Consider the following 16,836-nt stretch of genomic DNA (forward strand, 5'->3'; position numbering starts at 1 on the left):
CCGCAATTAAGAAAAGGAGCACTTCTCGTATCAACGCATCACCAACCGCCACGCCATGCGGCGACTCGGCTGCCCGAGCAGGTACGGGGGCGCAGCCAAGGCAACATGCTAAGGTGTTGCGGGAGCCCCACGGTTGAACACGACCCAAGAAACACTGGCGGCGGTGCAAACGACGAAGCCGCGCAGTTCTGGAATCTTCCTGTGTCTGCAGGCAGGCCGCGGCATCGCGGCGCTGATCGTCGTCCTGCATCACTGCGCGGATCTCTTGTCGACCCCAAAGTACGGTGGAGCAGAGCGCTGGCGCATCGCCTTCCTCTCAGGCCACAGTGGTGTGGAGTTCTTCTTCGTCCTCAGCGGTATCGTCATCCTGAATGCGCACCGGCACGACCTGGGAAGGCCCGGCCGCTTCGTTCGCTACCTGGGCAAACGCTTCCGCCGCATCTATCCCCTCTACTGGATTGTCCTCGCCATCGAGGCGGCAGTCTTCCTGACACACCCCGCCATGGGCTCCGGCACGGAGACACTGCCCGCAACGCTTCTGCAGTCCGCACTCCTCATGCACATCACTTCCACACACACCGTCGTTCTGGTGTCGTGGACGCTCTTCCACGAGATTCTCTTCTACGCAGTCTTCAGCATCGCCATCGTCAATGCTGTCATCGGCAGGCTGACTCTCGCGCTCTGGATGTGCGCCGCCGGATTGACGCTCCTCTGGCCCATCGCAAATCCCGTGCTGGCCATGTACCTGTCACCACTCAACGTCATGTTCGGCTTCGGCATGCTGGTAATCCTCTTCGTCTCGGGCAAGGGCTCAGAACAGAACCCCGCCGCGCGCCATGCAGGACTCATCGCAGCCCTCGGCACAGCAGCCTTCGCCGGCGTTGCCATCACCGAAACAGCGCTCGCACACGAGCTTCCTATCCTCAACGTCACCTACGGCCTGTGCGCTGCGATCGCTCTGGTCGGATGGATGCTCATGGAACGGCAGGGAAGACTCAACATCCCGCGCTGGCTGCTCTTCTTCGGCGACGCCTCGTACGCCATCTACCTCACGCACCACACGGTCGTCAGCTTTCTCGCCAAGGGCATCGCACCCGTCGCTTTGCGCCACCATGTGCCCATCGCCGTAACCTTCACCTGCCTCGCCGCAGGCGCCACATTAGTCGGGTCGGCCGTCCACCTGTTGCTGGAGAGGCCCTTCCTGTTGCCACGCCGCAGCCCGCAACGATCGTAGGAAAGTCACAGACCAGTTCCGACGACTACTTCGCCGTATAAGGCTGCTCAACCGCCAGCTTCTTCGGCGGATAGCAAGCAGCCTGGTCGCAAGCCTGGTAGTAAAGCTCAGCCTTCAAGCTGTGCAGCCCCGGCTTCGCCTTCAGATGAGCCGTCAGCACCACATCCCCCTGGTAAACATCCAGCTTCTGCTTCGGCTCAAACGCAAACGCGAACGGCTCACCCGCAGGGAAATCAACGCCCGTAACCTCAGGATCATCACCCACCATAGCCACCGTCAGCTTGGTTGGAATCAGCACATCGCTCTTCGGCGTATGCGAGTTGATATGGAACCCCGGCTCCACCCGAAAGTGCAGCTTCACCGTCGCCGCCTGGTTCGCGGGCACCGCCTGCGCATCCGCAAGAAAGTCCACGTGGCCCTTCTTCACCGCCGAAGCAACACCCGCATTGATACTCTGCGCGCCCGCCGCTCCAGCAAAGAGCAGCAACGCAGCCACAGTCGAACGCCGAACACCATGCAACGTCATCAACTAGCTACCCGCCACAATCTTCTGGATATTCGCTTCCGCATCTTCCTTCGGAGCCAGTCCAATCGCCTGCGCCACAATCTTGCCACTGCGATCGATAAAGAACGTCGCCGGCAGAACATCCAGCCCGCCGTACGCCTCCGCCACCTTCTTATCAGCCATCAGAATCGTGTAATCCACGCCCGTCTGCGTCAGCACCTTCTTGATCGTCGCCTGCATCTCCGGACTCTGCACATCCTCGTCCTCGTTGATGCCAATCACCTCAAGACCCTGCGCCGCATACTTCTTCTGGAACTCCTCAAACCACGGCATCTCCACCTTGCACGGTGTGCACCACGTCGCCCAGAAGTTCAACAGAATCGGCTTCCCCTTCAGGTCCGCCAGTGAAACGCGCTTGCCCGTGCTCGTCGTCAGCGTGAACCCTGCAGCGGGCTTGCCGCGCATATCCGCTGCCAGCGGACTCTCTGCCGTGGCGGTCGCACCCTGCTTATCCACGCCAATGGTCATCTGCTGCGACTTCGCCTGCGCGTCCGCCACGCGCCGAGCCTTCAGGTTATGAACGCCGGCCCACACCAGCACGGCAACCACAGCAGCAATAACCCCACCCACCACAGCATTACGCATTCTGCAAAACCTCTATACCCGTTCAGATGACCCAGAACAGTGTACCGATGCATGCAACGCCGCCGCTGACAAGACAAAGACAACTCGCCGCAGCCCTGGCGAGGACCCTATCCGCTCGCCGCAGCTTTGGCACGACCCTATCCGCTCGGAAGGGCACAGCTTCAGCTGTGCCGAACTCGATTCATCGCCAGTTCGGCTTTAGCCGCTGAGGTTGAGCTTTTCTGCAAACGCGCGGGACTACCGCCCCATACAGCCGCAGTCCGGCTCCGCGTCGGCAACCCACACGTACCGCTAGGTAGAATGGAAAAACAATTTGTCCACGCTCCCAAGGGCAGAGAAAGCAAGTACAAACAACCATGCAACGCTGGTCCAAACTCTTCATCCCCACCCTGCGTGACGTACCCGCAGACGCGGAAGTCGCAAGCCACCAGATCCTGCTTCGCGCGGGTTACATTCGCCAGCTCGGCGCCGGCATCTACAGCTACCTGCCGCTCGCCACCCGCGCCATCAACAAGATCAACCGCATCGTGCGCGAAGAGATGGACACCATCGCGCAGGAGTTCTTCCTGCCCGCGCTCAATCCGCGCGAAATCTGGGAAGAGAGCGGCCGCTGGACCGGCATGGGCGACAACATGTTCCGCCTCAAGGACCGCAAAGGCGCCGACCTCTGCCTCGGCATGACCCATGAAGAGATCATGACCTCCATAGCCCGCGGCGAACTGCGCAGCTACAAGCAGCTCCCCCAGATCTGGTACCAGATCCAGACCAAGTTCCGCGACGAACCCCGCCCCAAGAGCGGCCTCCTCCGCGTGCGCCAGTTCACCATGAAGGACTCCTACTCCTTCGACATCGACGACGCAGGCCTCGACGAAAGCTACAACAAGCACGACGCAGCCTACCGCCGCATCTTCACCCGCTGCGGACTCGAGTTCGTAGCCGTTGAAGCAGACAGCGGCGCCATGGGCGGCTCCCAGTCGCAGGAGTTCATGGTCTACACCGACGCCGGTGAAGACTGGATCGCATCCTCGCCCGACGGCAAGTACGCCGCCAACATCGAGAAGGCGACCTCCACGCTCGCCCCCGTCACGGATCTCGAAGCATCCGGCGACGGCACACCCGAACTCGTGCACACGCCCGGCCAGCGCACCATTGATGAAGTCGGCGCCTTCCTCGGCGTTGAAAAGCACGCACAGATCAAGACCATGGCCCTGATCGCCACCTGGCCCGCAGACGCAAAGGGCTTCGTCAAGACGCGCGCCGTCGTCGCATTCCTCCGTGGCGATCACCAGTTGAACGAGGCCAAGCTCGGCTCGCTCGTTGGCGGTGCAGAGCTGCGCCCCATGGTGCCCGAAGAGATCGAAGCCACCTTCAACGCTCCCGCCGGCTACCTCGGCCCCATCGGCGTCGCTGCCGCAAAGCCCGGCGAAGACAAGGGCACACTCGTCGTGCTCGACGCCTCACTCGAAGGCCGCAAAAACCTCATCGCCGGTGCCAACAAAGAGGAGTACCACCTCCGCAACGTAACCCCTGGCCGCGACTTCGCGCCCACCGCCATCGCCGACATCCGCAACATCAACGAAGGCGAGCCCGACCCCATCGGCGGCCAGCCCCTGCGCCTGGGCAAGGCAGTAGAAATCGGCCACATCTTCAAACTCGGCTACAAGTACTCGCAGTCCATGGGCGCGCGCGTCCTCGACAAAAACGGCAAGGAAGTCACGCCCATCATGGGCTCCTACGGCATCGGTATCGAGCGCATCCTCACCTCGGCCATCGAACAGTCCGCCGCAAAGAACGGCAAGAACGACCGCGGCGAATACAGCTACGCTCTGCCGCCCTCCATCGCCCCCTTTGAAGTCGTCGTGACAGTCACCAAGCAGAGCGACGTCACGCTCGCCGCAGCCGGCGAGCAGATCGCGCTCGACCTCGAAAAGGCCGGCTTCGACGTCCTCCTCGATGACCGCAACGACAGCGCCGGCTCTAAGTTCAAAGACGCCGACCTCATCGGCGTCCCCTACCGCGTCACCATCGGCAAAGGCCTCGCAGAGGGCACACTCGAAGTCGTCGATCGCCTCGCCGGCAAAACGGAAAACATCGCCGTCGCCGACGTCGTAAACGCAATGATCAAACTCCGTCAACAGACCGTTGGCACCGTCGGCGCGTCCAACGCGAAGTAAGGTTTTAAAGTCGCGCTGCCCGCAGCAAGGTATCTGTTTCACGTCGCGCTGCAGGCAGTTCGACCGGAGAAGGCAGGGGCCTTTAGGCCCCTGAAAATCCCGGCAGGAAGAAATGGGGCTTTAGCCCCGGCTCTGCGAAGTATCTGTTTCAAGTCGCGCTGCACGCAGCTCGATCGGAGAAGGCAGGGGCCTTCAGGCCCCTGAATTTAGGCAGTAGGGAATAGGGGCTTCAGCCCCGGCCACTGCGATGTATCTGTTCTAAGTCGCGGTGCACGTACCGCGACCCGGAGAAAGCAGGGGCCTTGAGGCCCCTGAATCCAGGCAGCAGGGAACAGGGGCTTTAGCCCCAGCCCACTGCGATGTATCTGTTTCAAGTCGCGCTGCCCGCAGCTCGACCGGAGAAGGCAGGGGCCTTTAGGCCCCTGAAACCAGCCGCAGGAAAAATGGGGCTTTAGCCCCGGGTCGCGGACTGCAGCACGCCACACGTAGGAGAACCATGTCAGTCAAAGTGAAACTCGGCAACGGTGGCAAGCGCTACGAAGAAGACCCACGCACCCGCCGCAGGTCGGCCAATCGCCCCCTGTGGCAACGCGCCCTGCTCTTTGTTGTTGTCGGCGGCCTGGCCTGCCTCGTACTGGGCGCCATGGTCTTTGGCTACTACTACAACCATTACCAGCAGGTGGTGGACGACCGGCTGAACAACGGCCCGCTCTTTGCCAGCACTGCACAGGTCTACGCCGCTCCCAAGGAAATTCGTACCGGCCAGACGCTCACTGCCGCCTCCATCGCGCAGGACCTGCGCCGTGCCGGGTATAACTCCAACCCCAACCTCGGCACCTATCGCGTCTCCGGCGACGTCATCACCATCAAGCCCGGCCCCGGCTCCTTCCACTCCACCGACGGCGCCACCATCGACACCACCGGCGGCAGCGTGCAGAACATCGCCGCAGAAAACGGTGCGGCACTGCGCGCCTATGAGCTTGAGCCGCAGGTCATCACCAGCCTCTCCGAAGACAAGAACCGAACCAAGCGCCGCCTCGTCACCTACAGCCAGATTCCGAAACACATGGTGCAGGCCGTCACCGCCATCGAAGATCGCAAGTTTTTTGAACACAACGGCCTTAACTTCGGCCGCCTGATCAAGTGCGGCATTCAAGACACCCTCACCGGCCACTTCGCCTGCGGGGGATCGACGCTGACGCAACAGATCGCGCGCGGCTTCTTCCTCACACCGGAGAAGAGCATCAAGCGCAAGCTGATTGAGATCATGATCACACTGCAGCTTGAGTCACGCTTCAACAAGCAGCAGATCTTCGAGATGTATGCCAACCAGATCAACCTGGGCCAGCGCGGCTCCTTCGCCGTCAACGGCTTTGGCGAAGCTTCGCAGGCGTACTTTGGCAAAGACCTCAAGCAGCTTGATGTGGCAGAGTGCGCTCTCCTCGCCGGCATCGTGCAGCGACCCAACTACTTCAATCCCTTCCGTCATCCGGAGCGCGCCATCGAGCGTCGCAACCTTGTCATCCGCTCCATGGTGGAGGAGGGTGACATCTCGGCATCCCAGGGCGAACGTGCCCAGGCGGAGCCGCTGAAGCTGGCGCCACAGAACGTCGACGCCAGTGAAGCTCCCTACTTCGTCGACATGGTGCACGATCAACTGCAGCAGCGCATCGGCGACCAGCAAAGCAGCGGTACCTTGCGCATCTACACCTCCCTTGATCCGGACCTCCAGAAGGCCGCATCGGATGCAGTGGCCCAGATGATGCCGCGCATCGACGAGATGATCCGCAAGCGCCACAAAGGCGATGCGCCCATCAAGTATCCGCAGGTCTCCCTCATCGCGCTCGATCCCCACACCGGCCAGGTGCGCGCGCTTGTCGGCGGACGTAACTACGGCCAATCGCAGTTAAACCACGCACTCTCCAGCCGCCCCACAGGATCCATCTTTAAGCCGCTCGTCTTCGCGACAGCCTTTTCGCAGAGCGTGAACGGTCAGGCGCTGGGTGACAGCGGACCGTTTACCGCAGTCACGCCGCTGAACGACGATCCGCAGGACTTCAGCACAGGCGGAAAGTCCTATACCCCCGGCAACTTTGTGAGCGGCGAGTATCCCGGCATGGTGCCGGCCCAGGTAGCGCTGGAGCATTCGCTCAACATTGCAACCATCTCGCTCGCGCAGCGCGTCGGCTTTGAAAATGTGGCGGCCATGGCGCGTGCCGCCGGTATCGCCTCCGCAAAGCCCACGCCCTCGGTCGCCATCGGCACCTACAGTGCCACGCCCATGGACATGGCCGGCGTCTACACCGTCTTTGCCAACCGTGGCGTCCATCTCAACCCGTGGCTGCTCGCCAGCGTGCGCAACGATCGCGGCGACATCGTGGCCGACTTCACACCGGAAGCGCGCCAGGTCCTCGACCCGAAGGTAGCCTTCCTGACGCAATCCATGATGGAGGGCGTTATGACGCACGGCACGGCGCAAACGGTCCGTGCGCTTGGCTTCACGGCGCCGGCCGCCGGTAAGACGGGTACCTCGCACGATGTGTGGTTTGCCGGCTATTCGTCCAACCTGCTCTGCATCGTCTGGATCGGCAATGACGACTACACCGACATATCCGACAACCTGACCCGTAAGGTGCAGGGCGCAGATACGGCCGCACCCATCTGGGCAGAGTTCATGAACCGCGCCATCAAGCTCCCCCAGTACAGCGACATGAAGCCCTTCACACCCGTACCGGACGGCATCAGCCTCTACAAGATCGACAAGGCCACCAGCCAGCTGGCAGACGAAACCTGCCCGGGCGGCAGCTTCACCGCAGCCTTCCTCGAAGGCACCCAGCCGCACAACACCTGCAGCCACATGGGCGACGGCACCGGCATCATGGGCTCACTCTTCGGCGCAGACAGCTCCACCGCAGGCACCAACATGACAGGCGGGGGCAGCGGTAACAACGGCATCAATAATGGCAATGGCAGCAACGGCTACAACAGCGCCCCGACGAACACCAACCCCGACGGCACCCCCCACCGCAACATCTTCCAGAAGATGTTCGGCCTCGGAAAGCGCGACGAAAACAACACCCAGCCCACCCCAACCCAACCAGCCACCCCCCAATCTCCACCACCGCAGCAAATCGTCATCCCGCGCTAAGCGAGATGGTTCTGTCGATCTCAAAACCCTTGACAGGCACGATAGAATCAAATCAGACGAAACGGGAGAGCCAATTGGCTCTCCCGTTTCGTCTTGCACCATAAGTCCTTTGTTATCAGATTTTTACCTGTAACTCCAATGGAATCAAATTTTTGCCATTTCGGGAATCGTCAACTCGTTTAGAAACTAATATTTAGCGGAATCAGGGGAGGGGGTACCCCTCACACCCCTGCCAGATAAGCCTTGGAGTTCAACAACGCCCGATCCATCGAACGAGAAAATTCGGTGACATCATCCGGGCGTTTCCCGGACTCAACCGCCTTCGCGAACTCGGCCCGCATGTTCTGCATCTTCGCCTCAAGATCATCCAGAGCGCTGAAGACGACCGCCTCTGGCGTCATCGGCAGCTTCGGCGATCCGTACTCGAACCGGCCGTGATGCGACAGGATCAGGTGCTCCACCAGGATGCGAAGTCGCTCCGGGAACTCCGGCATCGTAGCCATGCGATCCCGCAGCATGCCGATCACGATGGTGATGTGGCCCAGCAACTGGCCTTCCGTCGTGTAACTGAACGAAGTCTTCCACGCCAGCTCGCGGACCTTGCCGAAGTCGTGCAGGATCGCAGCCGTCATCAGCAGGTCGGGATCGACCTCGTCCACGTACTGCGGAGCAACACGACCGCACAACCGCAGCAGAAACACCACATGCTCCAGAAGACCACCGATCCACGCATGATGCAGCATCTTGGCCGCAGGAGCCGACCGGAACGCCGGACCGAGCTCCGGATCATCCAGAAAGCTGCGCACCAGCTTCTGCAGATGAGTGTTCGTAAAGCCATCGACGAACCCGTTCAGCTCAGCCCAGAGTGCGTCGATGTCATACTGCGTCGCAGGCTGGAAGTCAGCCACATCGATCTCGGTCTCAGCAGCCGATCGCATCTGCTGCAGCGTGATCTGGAAACGTCCCTGGTACTTGTCGATGCGACCCATCGCCTTGACATAGCAGCCCTGCGAGCACGACGTCAGCGCCTTGCCGAAGTCCTCCCACATGCGCGCCTCAAACGTGCCGGTCTTGTCCGCCAGCGTCAGCGCCAGGTACTGTCCACCGCCGCCCTTCTTGTCACGCGCGGAGATCTGGGAGAGCAGGAAGTAAGACGTGACAACGGCATTCTCATGCTGCGCCGCATCGGCAATATAGAAGTCCTTCATAGCTCCAGAATACTGTGTGCAGGGCGCGGCTCGCGCCGCGCCCTTCGTAGTTCGTAACCCGCTTACTGCTGCGGGACTGGCTGGTTGCTGGTCGGTGCGGAACCCGTCCCGGCAGGCGACTGGCTCGGCAGCGTGCTCCCAGGAGCAGGCTGTGCCGCCGGCGCCAGCGTCGTGCTGTCGCTCGTCACCTTGCTGCCATCAGGACGCGTCGGAGCGTTGAGCTGGTGCAGGCGGTCAGGCAGACCGTTGTCGTTCAAAGGAGCCTTCGGCTCGATCGGCTTTGTCTGCAGGCGATCCTTCGGATCGCCCTTCTTGCGCTTCATCTTCTGCTTCTTGGCGTTGCTGCCGTTTAGGCCAAGCGCCTGAGCCTGAACGTTCTGCGTCTGCTTCTCTTCGCTGGTCGCAGCCACTGGAGTCGCCTTGGCCTTCTCAACCACCTTCGTAACCTTGGCCTGGATCTTCTCCTGCTTCACCTCAGGCTCGCGCGAAGCATAGCGAGTCTTGGGACGAGGCGCCTGCTTCTGCGTCAGTGCATCCTCATCCGGAGCATTGGCAGAGATGGTGTTCGCCGAGCTCTGCAGAGGACTGATCGCGGCTCCAGGAGCAGCCGCGTCCGTGGTCGCCTCCGCAGTCTCCGGAGCATCCGGCAGAGCCGTCCGCGGAGCCTGGCCCATACGGACCTTCTCACGCTTCACCTTCTTCGGCTTGCCGTTCTTGTCCAGGACCTGCGATGCAGGAACGGCCACAGCAGCGGTAGTCGTCTTCTGCTGTGCCATGCGATTGGCTGCAGCAGCGTCCATGCGCTGCTTCTCGGTCTTCTTCTTCGGTGTCGGTGCGACGTAGGCCGCGAAGACAGGCTTCGTCTGCTTCGTGCTGCCGCCGCTGTCCACAAAGCCAGCACGCAGGTCGATAAAGGCTTCCTCACGCAGTCGCGTCAGATAGGCACGCAGTGCAGGCTGAATCGCCTCCTGGTACATGGCGTTCTGGACCTCGCCCTCGATCTGCTCCAGCGGCGGTGTGCCTGCCTGCTGATGCTCGACCGCCTTCAGAATCACGTAGCCCTGGCGCGTGCGCGTTGGCTCCGTGAATCCACCAACCGGCAGCGCGAAGGTCTTCTCTTCCAGCACCGGCGCGAGAGCACCATGCTTGAACAGGCCCAGGTCGCCGCCCTGCGCAGCCGTCGGTCCGCCCGAGGAGGCCTTGGCGGTGGCAGCGAAGTCCGCGCCCGCCTTTAGTTTGTCGTAGATCGCCTGCGAGGACTTCTGCGCGGCTGCAATCTGCGCTTCATCGGCATTGGCCGCAGTCGGTACCAGGATCTCCGACAGACGAACCTGCTCAGGCTGCACGAACTCGTCCTTGTGCGCCTCATAGTACTTCTGCTCGTCCGCACGGTTCATGCGGATGGTGCGACCGACCTCGTCGCGGACGACCTGGCCAGTAATGATGCTGTTCCGGATGTTGGCCCGGAAGTCTTCGAATGACACGCCCTGCGACCGCGCAGCAGCTTCAAGCGCTTCCATCGTCGGTAGATTGTTCTGCTTCCGGATCTCGTCCAGGCGGCGAATCACTTCGGCGTCGGGATTGATGCCAAGCTCCTTACCCTTCGACAGCAGCAATTGCTGATCGATCAGGTCGCGCAGCAGGTTCTTCTGGCGCTCGCTGGCGTCACCCGCGGCGCCGCGACTCTGCGCCAGTTCCTGCTGCAGGCTCGCTTCAGCGCGCTCCAGGTCCGACCGAGAGATGATGCCGTCGTTGACACGGACGATCACGTCTTCCACCACCGTCGCATTGGGCGTGATGGCAGGCGTCTGCGGCAGATTGAACTCCGGTACCGGCGCAGGCGCGGGCGCCTGCGGCACGGCCGGGCTCTGGTAGCGAGGAACCGGCAGCGCAGAAGGCGCGGCTGCGGGAGCCTGCTGTGCCACGGAAACAGCCGCGGTGGAGAGAAGCAAACCGGCAAAGATGCCGGCGCGGAACAGCCTGGTCGATTCGGTCATGCGTACCTGCAAAGGAGACTCGGAGCGTGCCACACCGCGCGTGCCCGCGCCGTGCCCACAGAGTGTTGGACGGACAGGGAAGCGCGCTGGATAGACGAGTCCTATTCTACGCGTGCCAGACCGCTCTTCGCGCGTCCGGACGTGGGCTCACGATGGCGAATCCGCCACAATTCCGCGCCTGCGGACCAAGTCCCGGGTGACGCTCCGGTGCTATACTCCGTCTTACTCTGGAGCGCCCTGCCGTTCCACAGGCAGATGGCCCACGCACCACGCTGAGGTTCAAGTACCGCATGCCGACACGTACACGCCGCGCCCTTGTCTCCCTATCGCTGTTCTTCGGCACCTGCGCGCTGGCTGGTTCCATGTTGAACGGTCGTGTGAACGCTCAAAGCGCCACGGATGAAAGCACCGTCCGCGACAGTCTGCACCAGTTCACCGACGTGTACTCGGTCGTCGAGGGGAACTACGCTGACAAACTCGACACGGACAAGGTCGACAAGGTTATCTATGACGGCGCGATCCCAAGCATGCTCCACGTGCTGGACCCGCACAGTAACTTCTATGATCCAAAGGCTTACGCGCAGATGCGCGAGGACCAGCACGGACGCTACTACGGCGTCGGCATGCACATCCAGCCGCAGATGGGTAAGGACGGCGTCCAGCGTGTCGTTGTCATCGACACGTTCGATGGATCGCCCGCCTACAAGTCAGGCATCAAGCCCGGCGACGCCATCCTCTTCATCGAGGGCAAGAGCGCAGACGGCATGGACTCCCTCGCAGTCAGCAACCTCCTCAAAGGACCCAAGGGAACCCACGTCGCCGTGCAGATGCAGCGTGAGGGCGCCGATAAGCCGCTGACATTCGATCTGACGCGCGACGAGATCCCGCGGCCCTCGGTCGACCTGGCCTACTTCATCAAGCCCGGCATCGGCTACATCCACGTCACCCAGTTCATGGAGACCACCTCGCACGAAGTGGGCGATGCTCTGACGAAGTTTGGCCCGGAGATGACCGGCCTGATCATCGATCTCCGTGGTAATCCCGGTGGCCTGCTGAATGAAGCAGTCGCCATGAGCGACAAGTTCCTTAGCCGCGGCGACATCGTAGTCAGCCAGAAGGGCCGCAGCTTCCAGGACGTCGTCTACAAGGCGAACCACGGCGAGCAGGGCAAGAAGTATCCCATCATCGTCCTCGTAAACCGCAATACGGCGTCTGCCGCAGAGATCGTAAGCGGCGCCCTGCAGGATCACGATCGCGCGCTAATCGTCGGTGAAACCACCTTCGGTAAGGGCCTGGTGCAGACCGTCTTTCAGATTGCTGAAAACACTGGTCTTGCGTTGACGACCTACCACTACTACACACCCAGCGGTCGCTTGATCCAGCGCGACTACAACGGCGTCTCGCTCTACGACTACTACTACGTGCGTAACGACGCGAAGCCGGCCGACAAGAGCAATCTTGAGGTGAAGCAGACGGACAGTGGCCGTACGGTCTACGGCGGTGGCGGAATCACGCCGGACGAGAAGATTGAATCGCCTCATTCGAACGCATTTGAGAACAATCTGCTCTCCCATGCGGCCTTCTTTGACTACATGAAGCACTACCTGGCGCACCGCAGCATCGACAAAAACTTCCAGGTCGATGACGCAGTGTTGACGGATTTCAAGAGCTTCCTGAAGACGGACAAGGTCGACTACAGCGACGCAGACTTTAACACCAATCTCTCATGGATCAAGATGAATATCCGCAGCCAGTTGTTCATCTCGCAGTTCGGTGCGAACGAGGGCTTCCGAGCGGCAAAGGACGACGACCCGCAGATCGCCAAGGCGCTCACCTTCATGCCGGAAGCGCTTGCACTCGAAGAGCGGAGCGACAAGAGCAAGGAACAGAGAACTGCAAGCATCAAGTAAGCATTTGTACGGGAAACCGAAAGCGGCACTCCAACCGGAGTGCCGCTTTCTTCTTGGTGAGCGTCCGTCCATGCTGGTGCTGAGAAATCATTTGGAGCGGGAGACCGGGATCGAACCGGCGACATTCAGCTTGGGAAGCTGACGTTCTGCCACTGAACTACTCCCGCTCGTGCGGTGATTATAAGCCGATGGTCACGTGGCCGCATACGGGAAACGCGCTACGGCAAATGGTAGACATTGGCTGCTGCGGCCTCGTTCAGCGAATTTCGAAAATGCACGTTGAAGGCTGCTACCCCGTCCCGCTCATCGGCGGTTCCATGCGCTGGCAATGGGACTGGACCGTCCATTCCGTGGCTCTTTTGGTAGATGGCAAGGCCCTGATTCAGCTGCTGAAATCGTGTCCTGAGACTTCGGATGCCATATGCCGTACCGACCAGGAAGAGAACAGAGGCTATTGCTACGCTCCACGTATAGGCGCGATGGCGTCGCGGAGCCGTTTGGCCCTGCATAAAATCGATACCGACCGCATAAAGGCAGATTAGCAACAGGTCAGAGTAGATCTTGTAGCGGCTCGATAGACTCTGCACGTACCCGAGTCCACCGCGCGTGAGCGAGACGGCGAGCGCGGTGATCAGCAGAAACAGAATGAAGCCGGCTATCGACGGGTTGCGACGGTGATAACCGCGTCTGGCCGCGATGAAGATGCCCGCCAGAACACACGCGCCTGCAGGCACGGATGCGAAGCGGATTACAGGCAACGAGACACCGGCGAAAGATCCAAGGAACGACAAAATGAAGACGGGGTGCAGACCGGGGTGTGAGGCGTTGCCCGGGCCGGGCGCGAAGCGCGTGTAGTGGTTGAAATAAAGTGCCGCGCAGGCGACCGTCGTCAGCGTCCATATCGCCATGAGTTTGAAGCGTCGCTGCTGCCACAAAAACAGTAGGCCGACCGGGTACAGAAAGAAGCCGTTCCCGGAGGCCGCGATGGCAAGCGTCAGTCCGACACATGCACCGGCGAACGCACCGGTGCCGGGCTGGTTGATCAGCCATAACGAAAGAAGCGCAAAGGTCACGACGCCAAGGTTCTGGAGGGCACCCATCGGCCAGTCGAGCGTCTCGGCGTAGTTAGTCTGGAACAGGATCAATGCCACTGGTACGAAGAGGGCAAGCCTGCACGTGCCACGGACGCTCTCTCTTACGAATGACTTCCACAGCAGCCACGCCAGCAGCATGATCTGGAGATCGCCCAGCAACGAAAGCACGATGAAGTTCACGTGACCGGATAGCCTGTACTGAAGTGCTGTCACCACGTTCAGCCATACCAGTTTGTACTCATTGTGCTGCTCGAAGATGATGGCGGCGATCTGTGCGCCTCGTGTTGGCATATGCCGCAAGTGCACCAGGAACAGCAACACGGCATCGTAGTCGTCGGCTACAGGCAACGGGGACAGATAGCGAATGCACGTTGCCCAGAAGATCCCAATCGGCAGCAGCACCCCCAGCCAGGCCAGCAGCCGCGTACGAGTTGACGCTTCATCGACCAAGCCGTTGCAGATGCTTTGAGAGGCGGCTTGCGCTTCGTTTTGCTGATTCACAGTTACTCTCAATGTCCTGGCGCTGCATGGATTCTATCGGCACGGCCGGAAGTTATTGCGGAGCCGGACCTGTTTCCGTCAGTGTGATGTGTCGGCCGGCCTGTGCTTCGTCGGTGAGCAGGATGCGGTGTCCATCGGCGCTGGCTGTAAGGCCAGCAAACTGTGGAGGCATACGCCGCAGGCGAGCGACGAGGCTGTTTGCCCCGGTCGTGGGATCGTAGAGGCGCAGCGCTCTCTCGCTCACATCGAGATACAAGATGCCGCGCGGCATCGCCTGCCAGAAGCCCCAGTAACCGGCCGCGGGTTGAGGCAGAACGCGCGTCTCCGTACCACCGCCCGCGGGAACACGCCATAGGCCGTCTTCGCCGCCGCGCGTGTAGTAGATCCACTTGCCATCCGCCGAAGGTTGCGGAACGATCCCGTCCTCTGTCGTCACCGGTTCTGGCTGCCGACTCTGCATGTCCATGCGCCATACCTGCCAGCGCCCGCCGCGGTTGGATCGGAAGTAGACGGTGGTGTCGTTGTTGGACCAGCGCGGCGTGATGTCGTTGAACTCGCCCGAAGTCAGTTGTTGCGCCTGTCCGCCCGCAGAGATAGCGAAAATATGCGAGTGGCCGCCGACTCGCGAGTCGAAGAGAATCTGGTCTCGCGTGTGGGCCCAGGCAGGGCTGCCGGTCAACGGCCCGCTCTGATGCGTGAGCTGCTGCAGGTTTGTCCCATCGACATTGGCAGTCCAGATCTCCTGAAAGCCGGAGCGCTGCGATTGAAATGCGAAACGCCTGCCATCCGGCGCCAATGACGGCGCAGAGTCCTGTTGGGTGGACGAGACGATTGCCCTGGGTTCCGTGTCAGAGCCTGCGGCCACCTCGATGATGCTCCAGACCGCCGAACCCTGTGTGTACGCGACACTGGTTACGGCACCAACGCGGCTGATCGCGGGTTGCGCGGCGTCTTCCGTACCCATCGGCATCCGTTCCGGCTCGCGGCCTTTCAAGGACATACGCCATAGGGCGGATTTGCCGCCGCGGTTGGAAGAAAAAATGATGGAGCGAGCGTCCGCAGCCCACGCCAGGCTGTCGATGTAGGTGCGGTCGTGCGTCAGCGGATGCACCTCGCCACCGGTCGAGGCCACCCAGAAAAGGTCACGTATCGCTGTCTCGCTGGCGCGGGTGAAAGCGATGCGCTGCCCATCCGGGGAGAACGCCGGTGTCAGGTCGCCCTCCCAACCGTCAGGAGGACGCGTTAGCTCATGCGCCTGCAGCGTCGCCAAATCCAGAAGGAAGATGGAGGCACTGGGATTTGAGCCAGGGTGATCGGGAAAGACGAGAGAGTGTCCATCCGGGGACCAGGAGAGGCCACCCTCTTCCCAATGGGTGATCTCTTGCGGAACGAAGACGCGCCTGGAGGAGTGGTTCGCGAGATCCAGCAGGAAGATCCCGAGTCCGTCCGGCGCCTGGGACAGGTAGGCGATCTGCTTCCCATCCGGTGCCCAGGTGGGACTGAAATCCTGACCGGGGCCATCCGTAATCTGTTGCGTCTGCTCCGCGCCTATGCGTTTCAGGAAGAGGTGCTGGCTGCTGCCATCACTGGAGCGGCCCACGTAGGCAAGTAAGCCGCCATCCGGAGAGAAGGCCGGTTGTAACTGCTCGCCAGCCTGGCTGGTGAAGGGAAGCGTTCGGAGGACGACGTCGCGGGACCCGTTTCTGGAACTCCTCAGAATTAGGAACGCCGTAATCGCCAGGAGACACAGTGCCGTCACTGCGGCAGCGATCCAAATAGTATGCACTTGGCGGGTTGAAGTGGATGCAGGCTCCGGGACAGCCGTGGCTGCCGGGAGATGCGCGATCTCCGGAATAGCAGTGACCATTTCTTCGGGACTGACATCAGAAGTCTCAGGCTGGGGATTGAGCCGGCGCTGCGTCGGCTCTTTCTCGACCGGCGCTTCTTCAATCGCAGCGACCAGCCGGTAACCCACCTTGGGAATGGTCTGGATGAACTGCGGCCGTGACGGGTCATCTCGAGTGGCACGCCGCAACATCGATATGCAACGGGTCAGCACATCGTCGCTGACAAAGGTCCCGGGCCACACTGCAGTCATCAGATCGTCTTTCGAGACGACGTGGTTGGGGTGCTCGGCCAGAGCCAACAGTACTTTCATCACCTTAGGTTCCAGGTGACGCTCCACGGTGCCTCTTCGCAGGCTGTTGAGCTCCGGCTCGACAAGCCAGCCTCCTGCGATAAATGGCGCTGGTGGCTTTAGACAGTTCCCCCGTGCTTCCAGTAAATCATTGTCATTGGGGGACTTACGTTCCATCAGAAAAACCTCAGGGAACCTTCGGAGGGTTCTCAGGACAACCGTTACTTCTGACCCCTAGGGTTCAGATCGTTCGAAAAGCAGTTGAAAGCAGGTAGAAACACAG

At 61.2% G+C, this 16,836-nt stretch carries 10 protein-coding genes and 1 tRNA gene; 4 read left to right on the plus strand and 7 right to left on the minus strand.

From position 1 onward, the window contains the following. Window positions 1-133 precede the first annotated feature (133 nt). Window positions 134-1,234, plus strand: coding sequence for an acyltransferase family protein (locus TERRO_RS03620; protein ID WP_014784645.1), 1,101 nt, complete (start codon window positions 134-136; stop codon window positions 1,232-1,234). A gap of 25 nt (window positions 1,235-1,259) precedes the next feature. Here the strand turns inward: TERRO_RS03620 and TERRO_RS03625 are convergent, their stop codons facing one another. Both TERRO_RS03625 and TERRO_RS03630 read right to left on the minus strand, forming a co-directional pair. Then, entirely contained in the window at window positions 1,260-1,760 is a 501-nt protein-coding gene (locus tag TERRO_RS03625) for a protein-disulfide reductase DsbD N-terminal domain-containing protein (RefSeq protein ID WP_014784646.1), read from the minus strand. A gap of 3 nt (window positions 1,761-1,763) precedes the next feature. Beyond that, on the minus strand, window positions 1,764-2,384 hold the full coding sequence (locus TERRO_RS03630; protein ID WP_014784647.1) for a TlpA family protein disulfide reductase: 621 nt from the start codon (window positions 2,382-2,384) through the stop codon (window positions 1,764-1,766). A gap of 356 nt (window positions 2,385-2,740) precedes the next feature. On the opposite strand from TERRO_RS03630, the gene TERRO_RS03635 reads away from it, so the two are divergent. Further along, window positions 2,741-4,558, plus strand: coding sequence for a proline--tRNA ligase (locus TERRO_RS03635; protein WP_014784648.1), 1,818 nt, complete (start codon window positions 2,741-2,743; stop codon window positions 4,556-4,558). Between the two features lie 496 nt (window positions 4,559-5,054). After that, entirely contained in the window at window positions 5,055-7,706 is a 2,652-nt protein-coding gene (locus TERRO_RS03640) for a transglycosylase domain-containing protein (RefSeq protein ID WP_014784649.1), read from the plus strand. A 221-nt stretch (window positions 7,707-7,927) separates the two neighbouring features. Here the strand turns inward: TERRO_RS03640 and TERRO_RS03645 are convergent, their stop codons facing one another. Together TERRO_RS03645 and TERRO_RS03650 are read right to left on the minus strand one after the other, a co-directional pair. Beyond that, window positions 7,928-8,914 (minus strand): 3'-5' exoribonuclease YhaM family protein, encoded by a 987-nt coding sequence (locus TERRO_RS03645; RefSeq protein WP_014784650.1) that lies wholly within the window; start codon window positions 8,912-8,914, stop codon window positions 7,928-7,930. 62 nt (window positions 8,915-8,976) lie between these two features. Beyond that, on the minus strand, window positions 8,977-10,911 hold the full coding sequence (locus tag TERRO_RS03650; protein WP_014784651.1) for a peptidylprolyl isomerase: 1,935 nt from the start codon (window positions 10,909-10,911) through the stop codon (window positions 8,977-8,979). Between the two features lie 290 nt (window positions 10,912-11,201). On the opposite strand from TERRO_RS03650, the gene TERRO_RS03655 reads away from it, so the two are divergent. Further along, window positions 11,202-12,821 carry a S41 family peptidase gene (locus tag TERRO_RS03655; protein ID WP_014784652.1) on the plus strand — a complete coding sequence of 540 codons (1,620 nt, stop codon included), beginning with the start codon at window positions 11,202-11,204 and terminating at the stop codon, window positions 12,819-12,821. A gap of 92 nt (window positions 12,822-12,913) precedes the next feature. On the opposite strand, the gene TERRO_RS03660 is transcribed toward TERRO_RS03655, so the two are convergent. From TERRO_RS03660 to TERRO_RS03670, 3 genes are all read right to left on the minus strand, one after another. Continuing rightward, window positions 12,914-12,988, minus strand: a tRNA-Gly gene (locus TERRO_RS03660). Between the two features lie 51 nt (window positions 12,989-13,039). Then, window positions 13,040-14,416 carry a hypothetical protein gene (locus tag TERRO_RS03665; RefSeq protein WP_014784653.1) on the minus strand — a complete coding sequence of 459 codons (1,377 nt, stop codon included), beginning with the start codon at window positions 14,414-14,416 and terminating at the stop codon, window positions 13,040-13,042. A gap of 52 nt (window positions 14,417-14,468) precedes the next feature. Then, on the minus strand, window positions 14,469-16,730 hold the full coding sequence (locus TERRO_RS03670) for a winged helix-turn-helix domain-containing protein (RefSeq protein WP_014784654.1): 2,262 nt from the start codon (window positions 16,728-16,730) through the stop codon (window positions 14,469-14,471). Between the last annotated feature and the right edge of the window lie 106 nt (window positions 16,731-16,836).

This window comes from Terriglobus roseus DSM 18391 (genome assembly GCF_000265425.1).
Taxonomy (GTDB): domain Bacteria; phylum Acidobacteriota; class Terriglobia; order Terriglobales; family Acidobacteriaceae; genus Terriglobus; species Terriglobus roseus.